20 protein-coding genes and 1 pseudogene are annotated in these 25,739 nt (G+C 71.0%); 11 read left to right on the forward strand and 10 right to left on the reverse strand.

The annotated features are described in order from the left end of the window. Nucleotides 1-28 precede the first annotated feature (28 nt). The 3 genes from OG410_RS19675 (at nucleotide 29) to OG410_RS19685 (ending at nucleotide 2,811) form a co-directional block, all read left to right on the forward strand. Complete coding sequence (locus OG410_RS19675; protein ID WP_329300395.1) at nucleotides 29-1,165, forward strand: ABC transporter ATP-binding protein; 1,137 nt, start codon at nucleotides 29-31, stop codon at nucleotides 1,163-1,165. A 246-nt stretch (nucleotides 1,166-1,411) separates the two neighbouring features. Continuing rightward, nucleotides 1,412-1,858 (forward strand): hypothetical protein, encoded by a 447-nt coding sequence (locus OG410_RS19680; protein WP_328451027.1) that lies wholly within the window; start codon nucleotides 1,412-1,414, stop codon nucleotides 1,856-1,858. A gap of 221 nt (nucleotides 1,859-2,079) precedes the next feature. After that, entirely contained in the window at nucleotides 2,080-2,811 is a 732-nt protein-coding gene (locus tag OG410_RS19685; RefSeq protein WP_329300396.1) for a nucleotidyltransferase family protein, read from the forward strand. Between the two features lie 225 nt (nucleotides 2,812-3,036). On the opposite strand, the gene OG410_RS19690 is transcribed toward OG410_RS19685, so the two are convergent. The 6 genes from OG410_RS19690 to OG410_RS19715 form a co-directional block, all read right to left on the reverse strand. After that, on the reverse strand, nucleotides 3,037-4,767 hold the full coding sequence (locus OG410_RS19690) for a DoxX family protein (protein ID WP_329300397.1): 1,731 nt from the start codon (nucleotides 4,765-4,767) through the stop codon (nucleotides 3,037-3,039). Nucleotides 4,768-4,883: 116 nt separating this feature from the next. After that, nucleotides 4,884-5,828: a 23S rRNA (guanosine(2251)-2'-O)-methyltransferase RlmB gene (gene rlmB, locus OG410_RS19695; protein WP_329300398.1), complete on the reverse strand. Its 945-nt coding sequence runs from the start codon at nucleotides 5,826-5,828 to the stop codon at nucleotides 4,884-4,886. A gap of 119 nt (nucleotides 5,829-5,947) precedes the next feature. Beyond that, nucleotides 5,948-7,348 carry a cysteine--tRNA ligase gene (cysS, locus tag OG410_RS19700; RefSeq protein ID WP_329300399.1) on the reverse strand — a complete coding sequence of 467 codons (1,401 nt, stop codon included), beginning with the start codon at nucleotides 7,346-7,348 and terminating at the stop codon, nucleotides 5,948-5,950. A gap of 337 nt (nucleotides 7,349-7,685) precedes the next feature. After that, nucleotides 7,686-8,228, reverse strand: a complete 543-nt coding sequence (gene ispF, locus OG410_RS19705) for a 2-C-methyl-D-erythritol 2,4-cyclodiphosphate synthase (RefSeq protein ID WP_329300400.1) — start codon at nucleotides 8,226-8,228, stop codon at nucleotides 7,686-7,688. Then, nucleotides 8,218-8,970: a 2-C-methyl-D-erythritol 4-phosphate cytidylyltransferase gene (gene ispD / locus OG410_RS19710; protein WP_329300401.1), complete on the reverse strand. Its 753-nt coding sequence runs from the start codon at nucleotides 8,968-8,970 to the stop codon at nucleotides 8,218-8,220. Before ispD ends, ispF begins: the two co-directional genes overlap by 11 nt. 354 nt (nucleotides 8,971-9,324) lie before the next feature. Further along, the gene (locus OG410_RS19715; RefSeq protein ID WP_003953493.1) at nucleotides 9,325-9,807 is read right to left on the reverse strand and encodes a CarD family transcriptional regulator; all 483 of its coding nucleotides are present in this window, start codon (nucleotides 9,805-9,807) and stop codon (nucleotides 9,325-9,327) included. 753 nt (nucleotides 9,808-10,560) lie between these two features. On the opposite strand from OG410_RS19715, the gene OG410_RS19720 reads away from it, so the two are divergent. Continuing rightward, nucleotides 10,561-11,226 (forward strand): DUF461 domain-containing protein, encoded by a 666-nt coding sequence (locus OG410_RS19720; protein ID WP_329300402.1) that lies wholly within the window; start codon nucleotides 10,561-10,563, stop codon nucleotides 11,224-11,226. A 165-nt stretch (nucleotides 11,227-11,391) separates the two neighbouring features. Here the strand turns inward: OG410_RS19720 and OG410_RS19725 are convergent, their stop codons facing one another. Beyond that, nucleotides 11,392-12,072, reverse strand: a complete 681-nt coding sequence (locus tag OG410_RS19725) for a response regulator transcription factor (protein WP_037622332.1) — start codon at nucleotides 12,070-12,072, stop codon at nucleotides 11,392-11,394. Beyond that, nucleotides 12,069-13,346 (reverse strand): sensor histidine kinase, encoded by a 1,278-nt coding sequence (locus OG410_RS19730; protein WP_329300403.1) that lies wholly within the window; start codon nucleotides 13,344-13,346, stop codon nucleotides 12,069-12,071. The genes OG410_RS19725 and OG410_RS19730 overlap by 4 nt, the downstream gene beginning before the upstream one ends. A 253-nt stretch (nucleotides 13,347-13,599) precedes the next feature. Between OG410_RS19730 and phoU the strand changes: the two genes are divergently transcribed. From phoU to OG410_RS19765, 6 genes and pseudogenes are all read left to right on the forward strand, one after another. After that, nucleotides 13,600-14,289, forward strand: a complete 690-nt coding sequence (phoU, locus tag OG410_RS19735) for a phosphate signaling complex protein PhoU (RefSeq protein ID WP_326787015.1) — start codon at nucleotides 13,600-13,602, stop codon at nucleotides 14,287-14,289. Between the two features lie 1,023 nt (nucleotides 14,290-15,312). After that, complete coding sequence (locus OG410_RS19740; protein WP_328451008.1) at nucleotides 15,313-15,465, forward strand: hypothetical protein; 153 nt, start codon at nucleotides 15,313-15,315, stop codon at nucleotides 15,463-15,465. Nucleotides 15,466-15,760: 295 nt separating this feature from the next. Further along, nucleotides 15,761-19,567 carry an AAA family ATPase gene (locus OG410_RS19745; RefSeq protein WP_329300404.1) on the forward strand — a complete coding sequence of 1,269 codons (3,807 nt, stop codon included), beginning with the start codon at nucleotides 15,761-15,763 and terminating at the stop codon, nucleotides 19,565-19,567. A gap of 186 nt (nucleotides 19,568-19,753) precedes the next feature. Further along, a complete protein-coding gene (locus tag OG410_RS19750; protein ID WP_329300405.1) occupies nucleotides 19,754-20,272 on the forward strand; it encodes an HAD domain-containing protein in 519 nt (172 codons plus the stop codon). Nucleotides 20,273-20,398: 126 nt separating this feature from the next. Then, nucleotides 20,399-22,384: a fibronectin type III domain-containing protein gene (locus OG410_RS19755; RefSeq protein ID WP_329300406.1), complete on the forward strand. Its 1,986-nt coding sequence runs from the start codon at nucleotides 20,399-20,401 to the stop codon at nucleotides 22,382-22,384. A gap of 189 nt (nucleotides 22,385-22,573) precedes the next feature. Beyond that, a pseudogene (locus OG410_RS19765) lies at nucleotides 22,574-22,777 on the forward strand (hypothetical protein); the annotation flags it as partial. A gap of 9 nt (nucleotides 22,778-22,786) precedes the next feature. On the opposite strand, the gene OG410_RS19770 reads toward OG410_RS19765, so the two are convergent. Continuing rightward, complete coding sequence (locus tag OG410_RS19770; protein WP_326787009.1) at nucleotides 22,787-23,548, reverse strand: phosphoglyceromutase; 762 nt, start codon at nucleotides 23,546-23,548, stop codon at nucleotides 22,787-22,789. 195 nt (nucleotides 23,549-23,743) lie between these two features. Between OG410_RS19770 and OG410_RS19775 the strand changes: the two genes are divergently transcribed. Further along, nucleotides 23,744-25,075, forward strand: coding sequence for an MDR family MFS transporter (locus OG410_RS19775; protein WP_329300407.1), 1,332 nt, complete (start codon nucleotides 23,744-23,746; stop codon nucleotides 25,073-25,075). A 113-nt stretch (nucleotides 25,076-25,188) separates the two neighbouring features. Here the strand turns inward: OG410_RS19775 and OG410_RS19780 are convergent, their stop codons facing one another. Then, the gene (locus OG410_RS19780) at nucleotides 25,189-25,728 is read right to left on the reverse strand and encodes a DUF2000 family protein (RefSeq protein ID WP_443063896.1); all 540 of its coding nucleotides are present in this window, start codon (nucleotides 25,726-25,728) and stop codon (nucleotides 25,189-25,191) included. Nucleotides 25,729-25,739: the final 11 nt, after the last annotated feature.

Below are 25,739 nucleotides of genomic sequence, written 5' to 3' on the forward strand. Positions count from 1 at the left end.
TTCCTGCCGGTGAAGGGGGCCCATCACCATGGCCACTGTCTCGTTCAACAAGGCGACCCGCATCTACCCGGGTGGCGACAAGCCCGCCGTCGACCAGCTCGAGCTCGACGTCGCGGACGGCGAGTTCCTCGTCCTCGTCGGTCCCTCCGGCTGCGGAAAGTCCACCTCCCTGCGCATGCTCGCGGGTCTCGAGGACGTCAACGGCGGCTCGATCCACATCGGCGACCGCGACGTCACGCACCTGCCGCCGAAGGACCGGGACATCGCCATGGTGTTCCAGAACTACGCGCTGTACCCGCACATGACCGTCGCCGACAACATGGGCTTCGCGCTCAAGATCGCCGGCGTCAACAAGGCCGAGATCCGCCAGAAGGTCGAGGACGCGGCGAAGATCCTCGACCTCACCGAGTACCTCGGCCGCAAGCCGAAGGCCCTCTCCGGCGGTCAGCGCCAGCGCGTCGCCATGGGCCGCGCCATCGTGCGCGAGCCCCAGGTCTTCCTCATGGACGAGCCGCTGTCGAACCTCGACGCCAAGCTCCGTGTGTCGACGCGTACGCAGATCGCCTCGCTCCAGCGCCGCCTCGGCATCACCACGGTGTACGTCACCCACGACCAGGTCGAGGCCATGACCATGGGCGACCGCGTGGCCGTGCTCAAGGACGGTCTGCTCCAGCAGGTCGACTCGCCGCGCAACATGTACGACCGCCCGGCCAACCTCTTCGTCGCCGGCTTCATCGGCTCCCCGGCCATGAACCTGGTCGAGGTCCCGATCACCGACGGCGGCGTGAAGTTCGGCAACAGCGTCGTGCCGGTCAGCCGCGAGGCCCTCTCGGCCGCCGCCGACAAGGGCGACCGCACGGTCACCGTCGGCGTCCGCCCCGAGCACTTCGACGTCGTCGAGCACAACGGCGAGGCCGCCAAGTCGCTCTCCAAGGACACCGAGGACGCCCCGGCCGGCCTGGCCGTCTCCGTGAACGTCGTCGAGGAGCTCGGCGCCGACGGCTATGTCTACGGCTCCGCCAAGGTCGACGACGACCTCAAGGACCTCGTCGTCCGCGTCAGCGGCCGTGCCGTCCCGGACAAGGGCGCCACGCTGCACGTCGTGCCGCGTCCGGGCGAGATCCACGTGTTCTCCACCTCGACGGGCGAGCGCCTGTCCGACTGACGTCCGCGTCATCCGGGCGAAAGCACTCACCCCCGTAAGGGCTGAATTCACCCACGTTGACGAAGAGGGCCCCGCGGTTGACCGCGGGGCCCTCTTCGTTGTCGACAAATACCCCGGCAGACCGGGCATTTCGACCTCCGCACGGCAGTCGCGCGTCAACCCGCTACCCAGAAAAACCAACTTCTCCGTCCCCCGAACTGGTGACTAAATGTCGCCAAATCATCACCCCGCGCTACCCTCACTCGCGTGAAGCACTCCACCACTAACCAGCGACCCCGGCGTGGCCGTGGCCCCGCCCGCCAGATCGGCCGCACCCTCGCCCTCGTTCTGCCTGTCGTCCTGGTGCTCTCCGGGACTCTCGCGGTCACCCAAGTCAACTGGTCGGGGAACCCCGCGAGCTCGGTGCTCACCGCGTCCTCCGAGGAGGTCTCGACGCGAGCCGTCTCCCGCGCCCCGCAGGACGTCCTGCGCGACAGGCTTCTCCTGGAACTCCAGGAGAAGAACCCGGGCGTGGCCCTCACCCACCTCCAGCAGGCGGTGAACGGCCGGCCGTCGCTCGCGAAGCACTGCGTCACCATCGCCCGCGCCCTCGGCCGCGCCGCGGTCCGCGCGTACGGGCCGACGCGCGCCCAGTCCTACGCCCGGCCCGTGTGCGACACGGCGTTCGCCTCGGGGGTCGCGGCCCGCTCCTGAGGTCACCGCACCCGGCCCGCACCTGGCCCCCGAAGGTGCGCCCGGCCCGTATGCGCACCTGAGCCCGTTCACGCGCCCGGGTCCGCACCCCGGGTCGGTTCCCCTCGGAGACCGCAGTCCCCTCCGAGGGGTACGGCCCTTCACGGCCGACCGCGGTAACAGCCGGTTAAGGAACGGTTGCCGCGGGGAACCGCGTGCGGGGCGCCACGTACAGTTCGAACATGACCGATCCGAACGCCGCGTCGCGCCCCGTTCAAGCCGTCGTCCTGGCCGGCGGCCAGGGTTCCCGGCTGCGTCCCTACACCGACGACCGGCCCAAGCCGATGGTCGAGATCCCCGGCACCGGGACACCGATCATCGGCCACCAGCTCACCTGGCTCGCCGAAGAAGGCGTGACCGACGTCGTCGTCTCCTGCGGTCACCTCGCCGACGTCCTCCAGAAGTGGCTGGACGCGGCCGACCTCCCGCTCAACGTCACGACGGTCGTCGAGACGGAGCCCCTCGGCCGCGGCGGCGGCCTCAAGTACGCCGCCGCGCATCTGCCGCACCCCGACCTGCCCTGGTACGCGACGAACGGTGACATCTGGACCCGTTTCTCGCTGCGCGACATGGCGGACTTCCACGCCGAGCGTGACGCCGTCGCCACGCTCGCGCTGGCCCGTCCGCGCATCCCGTGGGGCGCCGTCAAGACGGACGGCTTCGGTCACATCACGGACTTCATCGAGGCCCCGCCCTCCACCTTCGAGATCAACGCGGGCGTCTACGTCTTCTCGCCCGAGTTCACCGACATGCTCCCCGAGCGCGGCGACCACGAGCGCACCACGTTCCCGCGCCTGGCCCGTGAACGCCGGCTGTCGGGCTTCCCGATCCCGCAGGGCGCCTACTGGCGCGCCATCGACACCGCCAAGGACCTCACGGAGGCGGCGAAGGAACTCGCGGCCCTGGGCCGCTAGAACGCCCGCACGGCCCTGCCCGAGCCACGGGCGGCCCAGGCCGGACGAGGGCACCCGGGCCAGACGGCCGAGGCTCTGCGAGGGGCACGGCCGGACAGCCGAGGCTCTGCGAGAGCGGGACCGCGGGAGCGCGCGACTACACGACGGCAGGGCCCCGCACATCCGTGTGCGGGGCCCTGCCGTTGTCGCGCCCGGCCTGGCGGGCCGTCGCGCGTCGGTGAGACGTCAGCCCAGCAGGCCGCCCACCAGGCCCGGCTGACCGGTGGACGAGCCGCCGCCGGTGGAGGTGCCACTCCCCGTGCCCGTGCCTCCGGCGCTGCCGGTGCCGCCGCTGCCGCCACTGCCGCCGCTGCCGCCGGTCGACGAGCCGCCGCTGCTGGAGGGGCCCGCGCTGGTGCTCGGGGCCCCGCCGACCGGCGAGGACTGCTGGGGCGGGGCCTGACCGCTGCCCTGGGTCTGGCTGGGCTGCTGTCCGCTGCCGGAGGAGCCGGTCTCCTGGGTCGTCGCGCCCGGCGTGCCCGCCGTGTGCGACGGGGTCGCGGAGCTGCTCCGGGTGGGCGCCTTCGAGGCCGAGGGGGTGGCCTTCCGGTGCCGTTCGCCGGGCGTCTCGGGGAGCGGGGAACCGGGCAGTTCGTTGCGCGGGGCCTCGCCGGGACCGGGGACCACGATCCGGCTGGAGTCACGGACGGCGCCGCCGAGGAGCGAACCGATGAGCAGCGTCAGTCCGACCGCGACGGCCGTGAGCAGCGCGCCGCGCCGCAGCACGCGGGCACGCAGGTCCCAGATGTCGGCGCGCGGCCCGAGCGTGCGCCAGGCCTCGCCGGCGAGCCGTCCGTCGGCGGAGTAGACCGGGGCACCCGCGATGATCAGCGGGGACCAGGCGGCGAGGTAGATGATGTCCGGCGTGTCGTACACGGGCACCGTCTTCCAGCTGACGGTGACGATGAGCGCCGCCGACAGCGTCGCGCCGACGACGGCCGCCACCCGCTGCCACAGCCCGAGGACGGTCAGAACGCCGACGATGACCTGGAAGAAGGCGATGACGAGTCCGGAGCCGACGGGGTGGTGGAGCGCGAACTGCCGCAGCGGCTCGGCGACTTCCCACGGGTGCAGCGTGTTGAGCCACTTCACCATGGAGCCGCGCTTGCCGCCGTCGAAGTAGACGGGGTCGCAGAGCTTGCCCATGCCGGCGTAGACGGAGATGAATCCGAGGAAGACGCGCAGCGGGAGCAGCACGACGCCCAGGTTCATCCGGCGCCCGGGGTGATAGGCGTGCCGGACCGAGTCGGAGCCGCGCCGCCTGCTGGGGGCGTCGCCCGCGGCCGTGTCGTAGCCGTCGTCCTCGTAGCCGTCGTCGTCGCCGAAGTCGGCTTCCGTGTAGGCGTGTTCGCCGTAGGGCGGACTGCCGTACCGCGGTTCGTCGTAGGCGCTGCCCACGTTGCGCATCCGGGGCAGCAGTCGCTGCTCCTCGCCGAGCGGGGCGCGCTGGCTGCCGACGAGGGGGGTCTCGACCGTGTCGACGGTCAAGTCGCCCGCGTAGCCCGGCTGTTCGCCGATGCGAGGGATGACCCGGGTCGAACCGGCGTCGCCCGTCGGCCCGGTGGAGCCGTGGGTCACGCCCGCGGTCCGTACGGCCTGGAGCAGGCGGTGGGCGCCGGTGTCGTCCGGCGCGGACTTCCCGCTCCAGACGACGGGCGCACGGCGGCGGGCCCCGCCGGCCGGACCGGCCCCGCCCGGTCGGCCCGGCGCACCGGCGCCGGGAGAGCCCGAGTGCCGCGCGATGCGCGGGGACTGACCCCGTGACGCACTCGCCAACTGGACGCGGAAGCTCGCATGGTTGACGATGACCTGCGCCGGATCGCTCGGCACCTTCACCATGCTCAGCGCGGGAACGTCGTCGAATCCCGACGAGCCGTCCCCCGTGGGTGTGCGGGGTGTTCTGGTGTCCACACTCATCTAACCGAGTGACGTGTGGTTAGGACACTGCTTTGACCACGCCGACTGTCCGGACCGCGTCAAGATCGTTCCGAACACCCCGGCCACACCACGAGGATGACCGCCCGTACGTCGGGTCAGGCGCGGCGGCGCGCGGCCTCGTACAGCACAACTCCCGCCGCCACACCGGCGTTCAGCGACTCGGCGCCACCGGGCATCGGGATCCGCACCCGGAAGTCGCAGGTCTCGCCTACGAGCCGGGACAGGCCCTTGCCCTCGCTGCCGACGACGATGACGACGGGGCCGCCCAGCGCCTCCAGCTCACCGACCTCGACCTCGCCGTCCGCGGCCAGGCCGACCACCACGAGGCCGGCCTTCTTGTACGACTCCAGGGCCCGCGTCAGGTTGGCGGCGCGCGCGACGGGCGTACGGGCGGCGGCACCGGCCGACGTCTTCCAGGCACCGGCGGTCATGCCGGCCGCGCGCCGCTCGGGCACGACGACGCCGTGGCCGCCGAAGGCGGAGGCGGAACGGACGACCGCGCCGAGGTTGCGCGGGTCGGTCACTCCGTCGAGGGCGACGATCAGCGGGTCCTGGCCCTCGTCGTACGCGGCGGCGGCGAGGTCCTCGGGGTGCGCGTACTCGTACGGCGGGACCTGGAGGACGAGGCCCTGGTGGTTGAGCCCGTTGGTCATGCGGTCCAGCTCGGGACGCGGGGCCTCCATCAGGTGGATGCCGCCGCGCTCGGCGACGAGCTGGAGCGCCTCGCGGACCCGCTCGTCGTTGTCGATGAACTGCTGCACGTACAGCGTCGTCGAGGGGACGCCCTCGCGCAGCGCCTCGACCACGGAGTTGCGGCCGACGACCATCTCGGACGTGCCCTTGCCGCCGCGGCCCTTGGGATGGGCGGGGCGGCGGACGATCTGCTTCGCCTTGGCGTTGGCGACGCGGTTCTTCTTGTGACCCTTGCGCGCCTCGGCGGGCGGGGTCGGGCCCTTGCCCTCCAGGCCCCGGCGTCGCTGGCCGCCACTGCCGACCTGCGCGCCCTTCTTGCCGGACATGCGGCGGTTGTTAGCAGCCATGACCTACCTGTCTGTGTGAGACGTGCGTGCGTACGTATATGAAGTGTGCCGCCCGGAGGTCCGGGCGGCACAATCGATCAAGACCGACCGGGGTCGGCCGGAGCCGGCTGAGCGGGTGCTCAGCGCGGTCCGAGCGTCCAGCGCGGCCCCTGCGGGCTGTCCTCGATGACCAGGCCGGACTGGTTGAGCTGGTCGCGGATGGCGTCCGCGGCGGCCCAGTCCTTGCGGGCCCGGGCGGCCTCGCGCTGGCCGAGGACCAGATGGACGAGGGTGTCGACGACTCCGTGCAGATCGTCGCCGCGGTCGCTCTCCTCGGCCCACTGCGGGTCGAGGGGGTCGAGTCCGAGGACGCCGAGCATGGCCCGTACCTCGGCGAGGCGGGCGACGGCGGCTTCCTTGTCGTCGGCGGCCAGCGCGGAGTTCCCCTGGCGGACCGTCGTGTGCACGATGGCGAGCGCCTGCGGGACACCCAGGTCGTCGTCCATCGCCTCGGCGAACGCGGGCGGCACCTCGGCGGACGGCTCGACGACGCCCCCTGCCTTCTCGACCACCCGCTGCACGAAGCCCTCGATGCGCGCGAACGCCGACTCGGCGTCACGCAGGGCTTCCTCGCTGTACTCGATCATGGAGCGGTAGTGCGGGGTGCCGAGGTAGTACCGCAGCACGATGGGACGCCACGCCTCGGTCATCGTGGACACGAGGACCGAGTTCCCGAGGGACTTCGACATCTTGTCGCCCTTGAGGGTGACCCAGGCGTTGTGCACCCAGTACTTCGCGAACTCGTCCCCGAAGGCCTGGGCCTGGGCGATCTCGTTCTCGTGGTGCGGGAAGATCAGGTCGATCCCGCCGCCGTGGATGTCGAAGGCGCTGCCCAGGTACTTGTGGGCCATGGCCGAGCACTCCAGGTGCCAGCCCGGACGGCCGCGGCCCCAGGGCGTCTCCCAGCTGGGCTCGCCCGGCTTCACGGCCTTCCACATGGCGAAGTCACGCGGGTCGCGCTTGCCCGTCTCGCCCTCGCCGGACGGCTGGAGCAGGTTGTCGAGCTCCTGGTTGGAGAGCTGGAGATAGCCCTCGAACGACCGCACGTCGAAGTAGACGTTCCCGTCGGCCGCGTACGCGTGACCGCGCTCGATGAGCCCGCGCATCATCTCGATCATCTCGGGGATGTGGCCGGTGGCACGGGGTTCGTACGTGGGCGGGAGGCAGCCGAGCGCGTCGTAACCGTTGTTGAAGGCGCGCTCGTTGGCGTAGCCGATGGACCACCAGGGGCGGCCCTCGGCGGCCGACTTCTTGATGATCTTGTCGTCGATGTCCGTGACGTTCCTGATGAACGTCACGTCATAGCCGCGGTACGCGAACCAGCGGCGCATGATGTCGAAGTTGAGGCCCGAGCGGATGTGCCCGATGTGCGGTGCGGCCTGCACGGTCGCGCCACAGAGGTAGATCGAGACGCAACCCGGCACTAGCGGGGTGAAGTCACGGATCTGCCGGGCGCTGGTGTCGTACAGGCGAATAGTCACCACTCCAGGGTAGTGGGCCCCGGACAGTGCCCCGCGCCCCTTTCCGCGGCAAGGCCACGTATTCGTGACATACGGAGGGACCTGGCCGCCCGCCGGGCGTCCCGGGACGGACCTTTCGGGCGAACGGCGGGCGGACCGGGGGGCGTCGGGGCAGTCCCCGCTCCGGTCCACGGACCACCCGGACGGCGGTGTCGGCCGCCGCGGAAGGCTCTTCCCGGCGCACCCGGACGGCCGCTGCTCCCGCCCCGCCCGCACGGCGGTGTCAACCGCCACGGGCGCGGCGGTCCCGCCGCGCCCGGAATGCCGGTGCCCCGCTCCGCCCGGACAGCCGCTGCTCTCAGTCCGCCCGCACGACCAGTGCCGTGGCGACCGCCATCAGACCCTCGTCGCGGCCCGGGAACCCGAGCCCGTCCGTCGTGGCGCCCGACACCGACACCGGCGCCCCCACCGCGTCCGACAGGATCTTCTGGGCCTCGTCCCGCCGCTTGCCGATCTTCGGACGGGGTCCGACGACCTGGACCGCGACATTGCCGACGACGAAGCCGGCCTCGCGGACGATCCGCGCCGCCTCCGTGAGCAGTACGACCCCGGGCGCCCCGGACCACTCCGGGCGTCCGGTGCCGAAGTGGGCCCCGAGGTCACCGAGGCCCGCCGCCGAGAAGAGCGCGTTGCACGCGGCGTGCGCGACGACGTCGGCGTCGGAGTGCCCGGCGAGTCCGGGCCCCTCCCCCTCCCACTTCAGGCCGGCACACCACAGCTCCCGGCCTTCCTCGAAGGCGTGGATGTCGGTGCCGATCCCGACCAGCGGGAGCACCAGGCCCTGGACCGGGCGCTGACCATGCCCCGGTCCGGCCGTCGGCTCCGGTGTCTCAGAACCCATCGTTGAGCCTCCGCCGCGCGAGAACCGCCTCCGCCAGCACCAGATCCAGCGGACGCGTCACCTTGAACGCCTCCTCGTGCCCCGGCACGACCACGACCCGCACGCCCAGCTGCTCGGCCATGCTCGCGTCGTCGGTCACGTCGTCGGTGACGGTCTCGTGGGCCCGCAGCAGCGTCTCGCGGTCGAAGCCCTGGGGCGTCTGCACGGCACGCAGCCGCGCGCGTACGGGCGTGGCCACGACCGGCTCGGGCTCCCCGGCGACGGCCGCGGGCTCGACCTCCTTGACGGTGTCGGCGAGCGGCAGCGCCGGTACGACGGCGGGAGCGCCGTCCCGTACGGCCTCGATGACGGCGTCCACGGTGTCCACGGGGACGAGCGGCCGGGCCGCGTCGTGCACGAGGACGATGTCGATGCCGGGCGGCAGCGCGTCGAGGCCGTACTTCACGGACTCCTGGCGGCTGTCACCGCCCGGGACGACGAGGAAGTCGGTGCGCTCGGGCAGCGCGTGCGCGTCGAGCAGCGTCTTGACCTCGGCCGTGCCGTCCGGCGGAGCCACGACGACGACCAGGGAGACGGCGCGCGATGCGGCCATCGCGCGGACGGCGTGGATGAGCATGGGCGTGCCGTTCAGCGCGCGGAGCGCCTTGGGGGCACCCGGACCGAGGCGCACACCTCGTCCGGCGGCCGGGATCACGGCGGCTGTGCGGGCCTCCGGCGGCGAAGGGAGCGAAACGTCAGACATCGGTTCCTGTCAGGTTTGTGTGCTCGACCGGGATGGGTATGGCCTGGGGGTACCCCCTGCTCGGAGAGCCGGGGGAGCGCCGGGCGCGACGCCCTGACCGGACCCTTCCGTGACATCCGGTCAAGTCGGCCGCCCGGGTCGGTATCCCAAGTATCGGTTACGCCGGTATACCGCGGGAAAGCCGATGCCGGGTGAACGTCCGGTTGACCGAATGGGTGCGGGTACGAACATGCCGCAGCGCCCGGCGACAGCAATTTGGCAATTGCGTCATCGGGCACCGCGGCATTTCATTGCGCTTCTGCGCGGGCTTGGGCGTACGTCAAGACGACTCGCGTCTCGGCGACTGAGCCGGCGTCAGGACGCGAGAACCTCGTCGAGCAGGGCCTCGGCCTTGTCCTCGTTGGTGTTCTCCGCGAGGGCGAGCTCGCTCACCAGAATCTGGCGCGCCTTGGCGAGCATGCGCTTCTCACCTGCGGAGAGTCCGCGCTCGCGCTCACGACGCCACAGGTCACGCACGACTTCCGCGACCTTGATGACATCGCCGGAGGCGAGCTTCTCCAGATTTGCCTTGTAGCGACGCGACCAGTTCGTGGGCTCCTCGGCGTACGGCGCGCGCAGCACCTCGAAGACCCGGTCCAGTCCGTCCTGACCGACCACATCACGTACGCCGACGAACTCCGCATTGTCCGCTGGCACACGTACCGTCAGATCGCCCTGGGCGACCTTCAGCACCAAGTAGGTCTTGTCCACGCCTTTGATCTGGCGAGTTTCGATGGCCTCGATCAGCGCGGCCCCGTGATGGGGATAGACCACGGTGTCGCCAACCTTGAACGTCATGTGACAGGTACCCCTTCCGTGGCTATCCAGAGTAACACGGAAACGGCGTCTTCTGAATGGCGTTTTCGCAGGTCAGGGCATATCTCGGGGCTTGACAACCGCAACAGGAACGTGCTGCGAGGGGCGAGCGGAAGAGGGTATTCGCAGGTGGGAGCGGCTGTCCATGCGGAGTGAAACGCGTACGTTACACACACCCGAAGCCCGTCGCCAGGGTCCGAACATCCCGTTTTGTCCTGCTCCAAGAGCGCGAGTTCCGCTACTCCGTTCGACGGGCGGAGCCGAGTACGAGCCGAATCCGGAATTGATCAAGACGTTCGATGATCACGTACTCAGCGGCTCTCGATGACACCGTGATCCTTTTCCGGAGAGCCGGGCATTCATTCCATGAAATGCGCAGGCCTAAGACTGCGGAAGTTATGTGAATGGCGGACGGGACGCGGTCAAAGTAGCGGACACGCCGATGGGGCGGATCGTGTCCGGTGGGGCGCATACCCGGCGCAATGGAGCCCGCGGGCGCATGACCGCCGCCGGGGAGGCGTGCGCATGCCCGCCGCCCGGCACCGGACGGCCCCGAGCGCACCCCCTCCTCCCTCCCTCTTCCCCCCCCTCGGTCGAGCAAAGTCGGCGGCTTGGGGAGGGTCGGGTGCGGTCGGGCGGGAACGGATCGGTAACCTAAGGCCGCTGACAGACCCTTAGGGCGGCTTTACACAGAGGTCGCCCTGCTTCGCCCACGTTCAAGGAGTTGCCGCCGCCGTGAGCAGCAGCCTTCGACGCGGCACTCTCGCCGCCGCCGTCATCGCGTTCTCGATCGCCTCGCTCGCCGCGTGTGGTGCGGGCAGCAACGCCCAGACGCTGGAGGTCAAGCCGGACAACGCCGACGCCTCCGTGGGCGTCATCAAGGTCCAGAACGCGCTCGTCATCACCCAGCCCGACGTGAAGGCCACCGGTCCGGCGGTGGTCTCGGCGACGCTGTTCAACAACGGCACCACCGAGCAGACCCTGGAATCGATCAGCGTCGAGGGTGAGGGCTCCGCCCAGATCACCCCCGCCGAGGGCAAGGGCAAGCTGACCGTCCCGGCCGGCGGCTCGGTCGTCATCGGTGGCGAGGGCAACGCCTCCGCGGCGCTGTCCAGCCCGTCCGAGACCGTCCTGAACGGCAGCGTCCAGAAGGTCACCTTCTCGTTCAGCGAGACCGGTGACGTGAGCCTGAGCGCCTTCGTCGTCCCGGCCGAGAGCTACTTCTCCAAGTGGGGCCCGAGCGACATCCCGTCGGCGCCGGCGACCCCCGCGGCCCCGGCCACCTCGCCGTCCGAGTCGGCCACGGGCTCCCCGTCCGCGTCCGAGTCCGCGTCGGGCGAGCCCGGCACGACCGAGTCGTCGAGCGCGACGGCCACCGCGTCGGAGTCCGCCGGCCAGTGACGCCGAAGGCGCGCTAGACAGAGGCCGGACACGGTCCGTCACGCGGCCGTACGCGCGCACAGCAGTCCGGTACGCCGAAGGGCGGGACCCCTCTCCGGGGGTCCCGCCCTTCGGCGTACCGCTGTGCCGTACCGCCGTGCCGCGCCGCTGGGGGACGAGGCCGGTTTACGGCTCGAACTTGTAGCCGAGACCGCGGACCGTCACCAGGTAGCGCGGCGCACCCGGGTCCGGCTCGATCTTCGCCCGCAGGCGCTTGACGTGGACGTCGAGGGTCTTGGTGTCACCGACGTAGTCGGCACCCCAGACCCGGTCGATGAGCTGCATGCGGGTCAGCACGCGGCCCGCGTTGCGCAGCAGCATCTCCAGGAGGTCGAACTCCTTCAGCGGGAGGTCGACCTTGCCGCCGGAGACGGTGACCACGTGACGGTCGACGTCCATCCGGACCGGACCGGCCTCCAGGGCGGCGGGGGCCACCTCCTCCGGCTCCCCGCGGCGGCGCAGGACGGCCCGGATACGGGCGACCAGCTCACGCGAGGAGAAGGGCTTGGTGACATAGTCGTCGGCTCCTATTTCGAGTCCGACCACCTTGTCGATCTCGCTGTCCTTGGCGGTGACCATGATCACCGGGACGTTGGAGCGGCCGCGCAGCTGACGGCAGACCTCCGTGCCGGGCAACCCCGGCAGCATCAGGTCGAGGAGGACGAGGTCGGCGCCGTTGCGCTCGAACTCGTCCAGTCCGTCGGGCCCGGTGGTCGCGATGGCGACCTCGAAGCCCTCCTTGCGAAGCATGTACGACAGGGCGTCGGAGAACGACTCCTCGTCCTCGACGACGAGCACACGGGTCACGGAAGGACCTCCGGGGCAGGAAGCGGTTCGTACGGGGATGTGACGGTGGTCGTCCCGTCGGGCTGCGCGGACTCGTCCTCTTCGTCGAGTCCGGGCATGTGGTGATCGGTCACGCGCTCGCGGGCCGCGGTCGCCTCGGGCAGCCGCAGGGTGAACGTGGAGCCCTGACCCTCGGAGCTCCACACCGTGACCTCCCCGCCGTGCGAGGCGGCCACGTGCTTGACGATCGCCAGCCCGAGGCCCGTACCGCCGGTGGCACGGGAGCGGGCCGGATCGACACGGTAGAAGCGCTCGAAGATGCGCTCCTTGTCCTTGTCCGAGATGCCGATGCCCTGGTCGGTCACGGCGATCTCGATGTGTTCCCCACCAGGTGCCGTCACCCGGCGGGCGGCTATCCCGACGCGGGTGCGGGCTGGCGAGTAGTTGACGGCGTTCTCGACGAGGTTGCCGAGGGCCGCGGCGAGCTGGCCCCGGTTCCCCCACAGGCTCAGGTCGGCGGTGCCGCCGGCGGCCATGGTGATCTGTTTCGCGCCTGCCTGGTGGCGGCAGCGGTCGATCGCCTCGGCGACCAGCTCGTCGACCCGGACCGGCTCGGCGTCCTCCAGAGGGTCGTCGTTCTGCACCCTCGACAGGTCGATGAGCTCCTGGACGAGGTTGGTGAGCCGGGTGGCCTCTATCTGCATGCGTCCGGCGAACCGCTCGACGGCCTCCGGATCGTCCGAGGCGTCCATGACGGCCTCGGAGAGCAGGGAGAGCGCTCCGACGGGAGTCTTCAGTTCATGGCTCACGTTCGCGACGAAGTCCCGCCGCACCGCTTCGATGCGGCGTGCCTCCGTCAGGTCCTCCACGAGAAGAAGGACCAGCCTGGATCCGAGGGGAGCCACTCTCGCCGAGACGGCGAGGGCCTCTCCCCGTCCCGTGCCCCTTCTCGGCAGGTCCAGTTCCACCTGCCGTATCTCCCCGTCACGGCGGGTGTCACGCGCCATGTGGAGCATCGGTTCGACGGCCAGTTTGCCGCCGCGCACCAGTCCGAGGGCGTACGCCGCCGAGCTGGCCTTGACCACGGCGTCCGCTTCGTCGAGTACGACCGCGGACGACCTGAGCACGGACAGCACGGTGTCGACACCGGGCGGAAGCACGGCATCGGTGTGCAGGGAGGTGCGGGTCGGGCGTTTCTGGTCGCGCTCGCTCCAGCGGAACGCCAGCATGGCGATGACACCGGTAAGCACTCCGGCGATCGCTGCCGCTGCGGCGACCGCCGCGTTCACGTCCATGCACCCAGGTTAGGCATGCCGTCGCTCCTGGCCACAGCCATCCGAGTGCGAGCTCGAACACTCGTCGCCCAGAGTTCACCCAGGAGCCAGTACTGATTCACTTGAGGTGCCGGAAACGGACGCGTACGGGCCCGAACGTGGGAGCGTGGGGTTCCAGGGTCCCTCCGGCGGCCGGTCGCTGTCGGTCGGCTGTCGGAACAGCCAGGTCCCGGACCCCGGACCCCGGAAGCTGACGTACGAGAGGGACGACCACATGCGTGACGCGTATCACGAGGAACTTGACTCGATCGGCGACGGCCTGGTCGAGATGGCCCGGCTCGTCGGGTCGGCGATCGGGCGCGCCACGACGGCCATACTCGATTCCGACCTGAAGCTGGCCGAGAGCGTGATCGCCGCCGACCAGCGGGTCGACGATCTCCAGCACGAGCTGGAGGCCCGCGCGATAGCCCTGCTGGCACGCCAGCAGCCGGTGGCGACGGACCTCCGTATCGTCGTCACCTCGCTGCGGATGTCCGCCGACCTGGAGCGCTCCGGCGACCTGGCCCAGCACGTGGCCAAGCTGGCCCGGCTGCGTTTCCCCGACCGCGCGGTCCCGCACGACCTGCACGCCACGATCCTGGAGATGGGCCAGCTCGCCCAGCGCCTGATGGCCAAGGCCGCCGAGGTCATCATCACCAAGGACGTCGACCTCGCGATGCAGCTCGAGCAGGACGACGACGAGATGGACCTCCTGCACCGCACGCTCTTCCAGCACCTGCTGGACGACAAGTGGCAGCACGGCATCGAGACCGCCGTCGACGTCACCCTTCTCGGCCGCTACTACGAGCGCTTCGCCGACCACGCCGTCTCGGTCGCCAAGCGCGTCGTCTACCTGGTCACCGGCGAACACGCCGACGACCTGCAGTCGGACATCCAGCCGGTCACGGGGGTGGAGGGCGCGTAGCCCTTGCCGGGCGGAAACCGGGGGGGCGTAGCCCTCGCCGGTCGGAACCGGAAGGGCGCGTAGCCCCACCGGGCACCGGCCCGCGAGGCCCAGCCTCCCCGGCATGGCCCCGACGTGCCCAGCCCAGCCGGGTACCGGCCTCGGGGCCCAGCCCTGCCAGGCCACGGTGCGTGGGACGCCCAGCATCGCCGTACACCGGCCGCTGGGCACCTCCCGGCCCCATCGGGCACGGACCGGGAGGTGCCCAGCCCTGCCGGGCACGGACACGGTGGTGCCCAGCCCTGCCGGGCACCGGACGCGGGAGGCACAGCCCCGCCGGACACGGACCCCGAGGTGCCCAGCCCTGCCGGGCACCGAGCGTGGGACGCCCCGCCTCGCCGCACACCGGCCGCGAGGCGCCCAGCCCCGTCGGGCACGGACCGGTGGTGCTCAGCCTCGCCGGGCACCGGCCGGGGGGCCCAGCCTCACCGGACACGGACCCCGAGGTGCCCAGCCCAGCCGGGTACCGGGCGTGGGACGCATGCCTTCCCCGGAACTGGCCGGCGACCAGCCTGCCTTGGGCGGGCAGGGGCTCCTTCCGCACTCGTGATGCCAACGGGCCCAGCCGCTCCCACCAGGGAATGGCCGGGCCCGGCCGCGTTCCCGGGGGCGGTCCGGGGCTGTCGTCACCGTGAGGGGCGGCGGGCGCGCCTGTCCCGGCGGGCATGGACGCCGGGAATGTCGTCCCCCGACGGACATGGGGCGGCGGGCAGGTCCGTCCCGGCGGGCGGGGTCGGCGTGCCCGGCTTCCCCTGTGGGCCAAGACCGCGGGACGCTCCTGCCCGAGTCGGCCCTCGGGCAGGGGCGGTTCCCCGGCGGGGCTGCGTGTCCTGGTTCCGGCCCGCCCCGCGCGGGATTCGCACCCTGGGCGCGTAAGACGCCTCAGTGCGCCGTTGATGCGCCCGCCCGACTGGGCATGTGATGGGCGACAGGAGCCGTGCGGCGCGGTGTGCGCCGACGCCTCCGCGCCTGAAGGAGGGACCCATGGCCGAATCCCCCAGCACGCCCGACCCGACCCAGGACCGCGACACCCAACAGCCCGCCGAGATCAAGAACCTCCCTTTGTTCGGCGCCTGCGGCTGCGGCTCAGGCTGCGGCTGCGGCTGCCAGTCGGGCAATCCCTGCCAGTGCGGCTGATCACCTACGTACGTCCGGAAGGGCCCCGTCGCCGCGACGGGGCCCTTCTCCCTTCCTCGGCCACGTGCCCCGGCCCGTCGGCCACGTGCCCCGGCCCGCGCACCTCCGGCTCGGCCCGTCGCACGAAGACGCACACGCGAGGATCGGATGCGCCCGGATCTGACCGAAATCTGCACGATTATGGTGCTGTTGTCTGATTGACCGTGGTCTGACCGACGAACTCTGCTACCTCTGAGACAGGGGAGGCGGGCTCTGGCCCGCGGCGGCGCGAGGGGCGCCGCCAGGAGGGACACACGTGAGCACGACACCACGGGACACGGTCATCGCCATCGAACAGAAGGCCGTCGACCGCGCCTACGACTGCTACGAGGCCAGGCTCGCGGAGATGACGTCGCCGTCGGCGGCCACGGCTTCCGCGAGCGGCAAGGACGGCATCGCGCTCCGCGAGAAAGCGGTGAGCGCGGCGGAGGAGTACGGCGGTCTCGGGGGCGAGGCCCTGGTCATCAGCCGTGTCGACGTCCAGGAGGCGGACGACGCCGAACCGGAGACGTTCTATGTCGGACGACGCCATGTCTTCGACACCGAGACCCGCGATCAGGTCGTGGTCTCCTGGACGAACCCGATCGCCGTGAGCTGGCACAACGCCCGGCCGGAGACGCCGGGCGAGGTGCTCCTGCGGCGCCAGTTACGCTGCGCCGGGCGCCGGGTCGAGGACTTCCTGGACGAGATCACCCCGGGCGCGGGACCGTACGACGACTCGCCGGAGCCCGGGCAGGAAGCCGGCCTGCCGCCGCGTTTCGTGGACGATCCCGCTCCGCTCGAAGCCCCGTACCTCCCCGAAGCCGCCGAGATACCCGACGTCCCTGACGTCCCCGACGTCCTGGAAATCCCTCGCTCCGGCGATGGCGAGGACGTCCCGGAAGAATCCCAGGGAGGATCCCCGGGGGGAGCCCCGGCAAAGTCCCCGGAGGGAGCTTCGGAGGAAGCCCCGGCGGAGGCGGAAAGCACCACCGCCCCGCCCGCCGGAGGCCGCCACGCACGGCCGCGTGCCGTCGTCCCGGCACAGCGGCAGGCCCCCGGCCGACGGCGTCAGAAGCCGCAGCCGGTCGACGAGTTCCTCCTGCGGGAGCTGCGCCGGTCGCGCAGCGGCCGGATGCGCGACATCGTCGAGACGATCAGACGCGACCAGATGGCGCTGGTCACCGGTTCCCCGGCGGACATCCTCGTCATCCAGGGCGGCCCCGGCACCGGAAAGTCCGCGGTCGGTCTGCACCGCGTGACCTGGCTCGTCAACAACGATCACTTCCGTGCCCAGGACATCCTGGTCGTGGGCCCGCACCAGAACTTCCTGGAGTACGTGGGGCGCGTCCTGCCCACCCTCGGCACCCGGAACGTCACGGCCGTACAGCTCGCCCGTCTCTGGGAAGGGGAGGTCCGGGGCTCGGACTCCCCGACCGCGCGGCTGGTGAAGTCCGACGAACGGATGGCGGCCGTCCTGCGCAGGCGGGTGGAGAGCGAGTGCCGGCCCGAGGCGATCGACACCGTCGTCTCGGCTCCCTCCCACGCCCAGGACGAACCGGCCTTCGTCGTTGTCGTGGGCGGCACCTCCCTGCGTCTGTCGCGCTCGGAGGTGCTCGGTCTCCTCCAGGACGCCCGAGAGGGCACCGAGGGCTACCGGGCGCGCAGGGACCGGTTCCGCACCCTGCTGGTGGACCGGCTGCTGGGCGAACTCGTCGGCGTCGCCCCGCACCGCGGCAGGGACGCGACCGTGCGCCGCGACCTGGAGCGCAACCGGCAGGTCACCACCCTCGTCGACCGGGTCTGGCCCGCACTGAGCCCCGAGGTGGCACTGCGCGGCCTGCTCAACTCCCCCACCAGGCTGCGTGAGTGCGCCGACGGGATCCTCGACCCGGGTGAACAGGCCTCCCTGCAGAGGCGGAAGGCCGAGAGCGCCGCCGAAGAGCCGTGGACGGCAGACGACTTGGTGTGCCTCGAAGAGCTGCGCTTCCTCATCGCGGGCGAGAGTCCACGCAGGTATCGGCACATCGTGGTCGACGAGGCGCAGGACCTCACCCCGATGCAGGCGAGGTCCCTGCGCAGACGGTGTCCGACCGGCTCGATGACCGTGCTCGGCGATCTGGCCCAGGCCACCGGACCGCATGCCTACACCAGTTGGAAACAGCTGGGCGGAATTCTGTCCGCGCAGGGCGACTGGCGCGTGGCCGAGCTGAACACCAGCTACCGGGTCCCCGCGGAGATCATGGATTTCGTGGCGCCCCTGGCCCGGGCCATCGCCCCCTCCCTGCCCTACCCGACGGCCGTACGACGGGCCGGCGACGGGGCCGTGCGGCTCGTCCCCACGACTCCCTGGGAGCTGCTGGACGAGGCGGCGACCCGTGCGGCACGTCTCGCGGGCACGAACGACGGCCGGTCCCCGCGGTCGATCGCCGTCATCGTGCCCGACGACTCCGACTGGCTGGCGGAGGTCCGCCGGCGCGTCGACCTCGTGGACGGCATGACCGAGGAGACCTTGCGGACCGTGTCCGTACTCCCCGCCGCCCAGGCCAAGGGCATGGAGTTCGACCATGTCCTGGTGCTGGAGCCGACGGCCATCGCCGAGCGGGGTCCCGCCGGACCGCGTCGGCTGTACGTCGCCCTGTCCCGCAGCACCCAGACGCTGACGGTCCTCCACACGGCACCGCTGCCGAGCGAACTCGGTACACCGGCCGACGGCACGGACGGCGAAGTCACTTCCGCCTACGCCTACTTGACGCCCACGACCGCCCGGCCGGCGAACGGAACGGACCCCGGAGCCCGGCCGGTGAACGGGACGGACCCCGGCGATTCCACCCAGGCCTCCACCGGCACCGATCCCACGGGCGACGACCTGCCGGTCGGCACCCCCGTCGAGGTGCGGGTGCTCGGCCCCGGCCCTGGTTCCCACCTGAAGGTGAAGGTCCTCGCGCCTGACACGGAGCGAACCGTCCTCCTCGTCCCGCGCCACGGTGAACCCACCCCGGCCACGGGCTCGCGGCTGGACGGCTGGGTGACCCGGAACGAAGGCCAGTTGAGCCTGGTCTCGGCCGGCGAGTTCGGGCGTCGGCCCATCTCCTCCCGGATGGCTCCCCGTTACGAGGCCGCGCTGGGCGTCCTGCGGGACATCGCGAACGGCGACGACGCGGCCCCACCGGAGACGACGGCCCTCCTCGCCGAACTGAAGGGCATGGCCGGCCGCTGCCTGCGACGCGACCGGGTCGACTGGCTGAGCGTCTGGCGCCTGCTGGGTTCCGCCGACCGTGACCGGCTGAGCGATCTGGCGGACCTCGCCCAGCGCACCCGGCAGGCGATCGGCGCGGACACCCCCGGCCTGCGAGCCGCCCTGACGGACGACCCGGCGTTCCGGCACTGGACCGACGCTCTCGACCGGGCCCGCGACGAACTCCGCCATCGGATGCACACCGGCCCGGAGACGGGTGCGGAGACCGGGCCCCCGGCGACCGAGACCGGCACGCCGACCGAGACAGCACCACCCGGGACGATCACGGCCCCGCCGACCGAGCCCCGCAGAACACTCGAACAACAGAAGGACACCGACCCCATGAACACTGCCGCTCTCCTGGAAATCGAGCCCGCCGCGTCGTCCGCCGACTCGTCCGCCGCCCCGTCCGAGGGACGGACGGCATGGAGCGAGGCACTCGCGCGGCGACTGGACGTCGAGGCACAGGCCGACCGGGACTGCAACACGCACGAGGCCGTGCGCTTCGAGCTGAAGGCAGCGCTCCTGCGAGCGGGACTACGGCCGTCGGACTCCCCGGTCTCCGACGCGACCCTTGAGGGCCCGGAGGGCTGCTTCCGCTACGAGGTGCTCGGCGCCGACCGTTCCGGGTACACGCAGCTGCGGGCGGGAGCGGCCCGCCTGATGGAACTCGACCGGGTCGAAGCGCGTTCGGCGGACGTCCGATACCTGGTCCTGTCCGAGCCGCCCACGGAGGACTGGGCTCCCGACGCGATCCGGGAGGCATTCGGTGTACACGTCGTATGGCGAACGGCGGCAGGCTGGCACGGCCCGGACGCACGAGCCGCCCTGCACCTGACCGACTGAACCGATTGAACCGGATTGAACCGATTGACCACGGCTCGACGGGCCGATTGACTGATCTGCCGGGGACGCACCCACCGTCCCCGGCAGTCAGAAACACCTGTCCAGGAAGCACCTGCCCAAGAAGACGGGTCTGACGCAACAACTGCCCGGGGACGCCGCCGGGGGAACAACTACCCAGGAAACACGGTGGATGTGGACCGCCCGATCCTCTTCCTCGACGTCGACGGCCCCCTGATCCCGTTCGGCCCTTCGTGGACACCCCGCGAGTCCTCCGGCTCCGTATCGGACTCCGAAGCAGGCCCCGACGAGGGGAACCCCCTGCTCGAACGGCTCGACCCCGCCGTGGGCCCGCGACTGACGGCGCTGGGATGCGACCTGGTGTGGGCCACGACGTGGATGGAGGAGGCGAACGAGTCCGTCGGCCCACGGATCGGACTGCCCCCGCTGCCTGTGCTGGAGTGGCCCGAGGCGGCCGAAGCGGGTCCGCGGGGCCTGCACTGGAAGACCCGCCCCCTCGTCGAATGGACCGGGGGCCGCCCGTTCATCTGGGTCGACGACGAGATCGGCCCCGTGGACCGGCTCTGGGTGGCCGCACAGCACGGGCGCCCCTACTTGCTGCACCGCGTCTCCCCGTCCGAGGGCCTGACCGACACCGACTTCGCCACCCTCACCAACTGGCTCCGCACCACAATGCCGAGCCACTGACGGGAAACCCGCTGACAGCGGACGCACAGACATGCGATCATTCGCGCCGGTGCTCCCCTGCCCCATGGCTCGGCGCCCGTCCTCCACGCCCCCATGACCGAGAGCGATCCACCGATACCCATGCACATGCGTTTCCGCGCTGCCCGCGTCACGGCCGCCACCATCGCCGCGGCCACCGCGGGACTTGCCCTGCCGGCCACCGCCCACGCCGCCGTCACCTGCGCGGACGGGGTGTGGAAGGCCACGTACCACCCGAATACCTCCTTCAGCGGTACGCCCAGGCTGACGACCTGCGACACCTCGATCAACGAGGACTACGGCACCGGCGACCCGGCCGGGGTCACACTGCCCAGCGACAACTTCGGCGTCCGTTGGCAGACCACCCGCGACTTCGGCTCCGGGGGACCCTTCGGCTTCACCATCGCCGTCCGCGACGGCATCCGCGTCTATGTCGACGGCACCCGCAAGGTCGACATGTGGAAGAACGTCTCCACGACCCAGGTCAGAACCGTCAACCTCACCATTCCGAGCGGCCGTCACAGCATCCGCGTCGACTTCGTCGCGTGGACGGGCTACGCCAACGTCAAGTTCGGCTATGCGCCCCGCACTTCGGCGACCGTCGACACCATCGAGCCTCTTGCTCCCACCGGCGTCTCGACGGCCTACGACCCCGCCACCCTCAAGGTCAGCACCCGTTGGGCGAAGAGACCCGAGATGGACCTTGCCGGCTACCGCGTCTACCGGCGCCTCGCCGGCGCCACGGCCTGGACCCGGATCGCCGCACCCACCACGACGTCCTTCACCGACAGCCCGCCCGCCACCGGTGCCGGATACCAGTACGTCGTACGCGCCGTGGACAAGGCCGGCAACGAATCCGGCAGCTCGTCCCTCCAGACCGTCACCACCACCGACAGGACCGCGCCCCCCGTACCCACGGGGCTCACCGCCACGGACGGCGCGTCGGGCATCGCCGTGGCCTGGCGACCGGTCACGGGCGCCGCCCGCTACTACGTCTACCGGGCGAGCCAGATCACGGACGACGACTCGGCCCCCGTCTACAGCAAGGTCGCCACGGTCACCGCGGCCTCCTGGACGGACACCACCGCCCGGGAACAGTTGCACCACCTCTACAGCGTCTCGGCCGTGGACGCGGCAGGCAACGTGTCCGCGCGGTCAGCGGTCGACGGCGTCACCCGCGGCGACCACCCGCCGCTCCCGCCGACCGGTCTCACGGCCTCGCCCGTGTCCGGCACCGGCATCGTGCTGAAGTGGACCGCCTCGCCGAGCGAGGACGTCCATCACTATCACGTGTACAGGAATGGCCGACTCCTGGAGGACAACCCGCGGACAGCCACGTACACCGACCCGTATGTGCTCCACGACAAGGAGTACGACTACACGGTCACCGCCGTGGACAGGCAGGCGAACGAGTCGGCGCAGTCCGTGAAGGTCTCCGTCGTGGCCCCGCGTGAAGGGCTGGCACCGGCTCCCGTCACAGGGGTGAGCGCCACCCCGCGAAAGGACGGCGTCGCGGTCAAGTGGCAGCCGGGCACGAGCGAGGACATCTCGCAGTACCAGGTCTACAAAGGCGAGTACGCGGCGGGCACCTGGACCTACTACCTGCTCTGGGAAACGTGGTACAGCATCGGCGATGACCCCTTCTACTTCGACGAGACCCCCGCGGACGGTGAAACCGTGCGCTACGCCGTGGTCGCCGTCGACGAGTCGGGCAACTCACGGTTCGACACGGGCGAGACCTTCTCCTTCGTCACCGTGACCGAACTCGACCTGGCCACCCCCACGATTCCGACGCCACCCGGCGCGCCGCTGCAGCTCACCGCGAGGTCGATCAGCGAGACGTGGGCGAAGCTGACCTGGAGCTGTGACACCGAGGACTGCGCCGGCGCAACGGGATTCCACGTCTATCGGTGGGACGGCCAGACGTCGTCGTACGTACGACTGACAAACACCCCGCTGAGCGTCGGCACCCGCTTCTACTCGGACACGAGCGCCCCCGAAGCGATTGCCCATCACTACTGGGTCACCGCGGTCATGCCGGACGGCATAGAATCGGCTCCCGCCGCGGCCACAGACAAAACCGGCGACAGCTGAAGCCGACCACCAGTCAGTCACGCACCAGGCAGGATCGAAGGCATAAGGGAAGCCTTGGCAGACGAGTACTTCTTACTGGTGTGCGACGACGTGCCTCACGACGTGGTGCTCACCGAGGTCGGAACCCGGATGCTGGACGTCCTGCGGGTCATGCGCCGACTGACAGGGCTGAGCCTCTGGCACAGCAAGGTGAGCGAGTACCTGGGGCACTCCGACCCGGGGCTCACGCCGAAGGTGTACGCGCACCTCATGCCGAGCAGTCGGGACCGGGCGCGGAAATCTCTCGGCGAGGCGCTCCGACCGCCGCAGGAGCCGCCGCGCCGAGGTCCCACAGAGGGCCCCGGTCGTGAAAACGCCCCCGATCCGCGCCGTATGCGCAGGTCGGGGGCGTGATCGCGAAGGTTACTTCTTCTTGCCCTGGTTCTTGACCGCCTCGATCGCCGCCGCCGCGGCGTCCGGGTCGAGGTAGGTGCCGCCCGGGTTGAGGGGCTTGAAGTCGGCGTCCAGCTCGTAGGAGAGGGGGATGCCGGTGGGGATGTTCAGGCCCGCGATGTCGGCGTCGGAGATGCCGTCGAGGTGCTTGACCAGGGCGCGCAGCGAGTTGCCGTGGGCCGCGACCAGGACCGTACGGCCGGTCAGCAGGTCCGGGACGATGCCGTCGAACCAGTACGGGAGCATGCGGACGACGACGTCCTTGAGGCACTCCGTCTGCGGGCGCAGCTCGGGCGGCAGGGCCGCGTAGCGCGCGTCGTCGAACTGGGAGTACTCGGCGTCGCGGTCGAGCGGCGGCGGCGGGGTGTCGTACGAGCGGCGCCAGAGCATGAACTGCTCCTCGCCGTACTCGGCGAGCGTCTGGGCCTTGTCCTTGCCCTGGAGGGCACCGTAGTGACGCTCGTTCAGGCGCCAGCTGCGGTGGACCGGGATCCAGTGGCGGTCCGCGGACTCCAGGGCCAGCTGCGCGGTGCGGATCGCGCGCTTCTGGAGCGAGGTGTGGACGACGTCAGGCAGCAGGCCGGCGTCCTTGAGCAGCTCACCGCCGCGGACTGCCTCCTTCTCGCCCTTCTCGTTGAGGTTGACGTCCACCCAACCGGTGAACAGATTCTTCGCGTTCCATTCGCTCTCGCCGTGGCGGAGGAGGATCAGCTTGTACGGTGCGTCGGCCATGGCTCCGAGCGTAATGGAACCCCGCGACAGCTCGCGCCTCCGGCCATCTGTCGGACATAGGAGCCCCCGTCCGGCCGTCCCCCGCCCGCCCCGACGCCCTTCAGTTGACGGCATCTGTTAATTGAGTGGATCTCGGCGACAGACGGCTCGTAAGTTGTGCCCACCGCCCGAGCCGCTTACATCCGTGGGGGATCCATGCCAGCCGCCGTCATGAGACGTGCCGTCCGAGAGACCGTCTCAGGGCTCCCCCGCGAGTTCTGGTGGCTGTGGACCAGCACGCTCATCAACCGGCTCGGGGCCTTCGTGGCCACCTTCATGGCCCTGTACCTGACCCTCGACCGGGGCTACTCCGCCTCGTACGCGGGCCTGGTCGCGTCCCTGCACGGCCTCGGCGGTGTCATCTCCTCGCTTGTCGCGGGTGTCATGACCGACCGGTTCGGGCGGCGCCCCACGCTGCTCGTCGCGCAGGTGTCGACGGCCGCCTCGGTCGCCCTGCTCGGCTTCATGCACGACCCCGTGGCCATCGCCGCCGTCGCCTTCCTCGTCGGCATGGCCAGCAACGCCTCCCGGCCCGCCGTGCAGGCGATGATGGCCGACATCGTCCGGCCCGAGGACCGCGTCCGCGCCTTCTCGCTCAACTACTGGGCCATCAACCTCGGTTTCGCCGTCTCCTCGATGGGCGCCGGCTTCATCGCCGAGTTCAGCTACCTCGCGGGCTTCCTCATCGAGGCCGCCATGACGTTGGTCTGCGCGCTCGTCGTCTTCGCGAAGCTCCCGGAGTCCAAGCCGGTGCAGGTCGCCAAGGACACGGAACCCGCGGTCGGGCTCGGGACGGTACTGCGCGACGGACGGTTCATGAGCGTGGTCGGGCTGTCGTTCCTCGTCGCCCTCGTCTTCCAGCAGGGCTCCGTCGGACTGCCGGTCGCCATGGGCCGGGCCGGCTTCACCCCGGCCGACTACGGCATGGCCATGGCCGTCAACGGCGTCATGATCGTCGCGCTCCAGATCCCGGTCGGCCGTTTCATCGAGCACCGGGACCCCAAGCGGCTGCTCGTCATCTCGTCGCTGCTCGCCGGATACGGGTTCGGGCTCACCGCCTTCGCCGGGTCGGTCGGGGTCTTCACGCTCACCGTCTGCGTATGGACCCTCGCCGAGATCGTCAACGCCCCGACGCAGACAGGTCTCGTCGTCCGCCTCTCCCCCGTCCACGGGCGCGGCCGCTATCAGGGCATGTACACACTTTCCTGGGCCCTCGCCGCGCTCATCGCCCCGGTGATGTCCGGCGTCGTCATCGACCGCTTCGGCGCGGTCTGGCTCTGGGGACTGTGTGCGGTGGTCGGCACGGCGGCGGGTCTCGGGTACGGGCTGCTCATGCGACGGCTTCCGGCGGAAGAGCCATCTGTACGGGAGCCGGTGCGAGAGTCCGTACCGGAGCCCGTACGAGAGTTCTCTCCGGACTCCGTGCGGGAGCCGTCCCAGGGCGCCGGAGCCGGAGCAGGAGCAGGAACCGGGGTCATCCCGGCCTGAGGAACTCGGCTCAGGGACACCCCCGGCCCAGGGACACCCCGACCTCGGGGCGGCACCCCGGCCTCGGGGCCCCGGAGGGTACAAAAGGCGCCCTCCGGGAAAGCGTCCGCACCTCACGGATGCATCCGCGCCCCCTTCACCACCTTGTCCACCGCGTTCCGCGGTCCGTACACCGCGAGCCCCACCAGGTCCAGTTCGCCGGTCGGCACGGCTCGTACGGCCGCGCGGTTGTCCCGGTCGTTGCCCGTGCCGAAGAGGTCCGAGGTGAAGACCGCTCGCGGCAGCGCCCGGGACAGCGCGCGGGCGTGGGCGGCGGTCAGCGTCTCCTTCGATGCCTCCAGGACCAGCACCGGCTGCCGGAACATGGGCAGATAGGAGGTCCCGTCGGCGTCCTCGTACGGCTCCCCGACCACCTCGGGGACGGCCGTCCCCAGGCCGCTGACGAGGAAGGCGGTCACATTGAGCCGCTGCCAGGGCTCCAGGTCGTCACGCAGGACGACGGTGATCTTGGTGTCGAAGCGGACGGGCGCGGCGTCCGGAAGGCCCGCTCCGCGCACCGCGCCGCCACCGGAAGGACTCGGGCCGCTCGCGCCTCCGCCTGAAGGACTCGGGCCGCCCGGGCCGCTCACATCGCTCGTGCCGGACGGGTTCATGTCGGTCTCGC

The organism is Streptomyces sp. NBC_00659, from assembly GCF_036226925.1.
Lineage (GTDB): Bacteria > Actinomycetota > Actinomycetes > Streptomycetales > Streptomycetaceae > Streptomyces.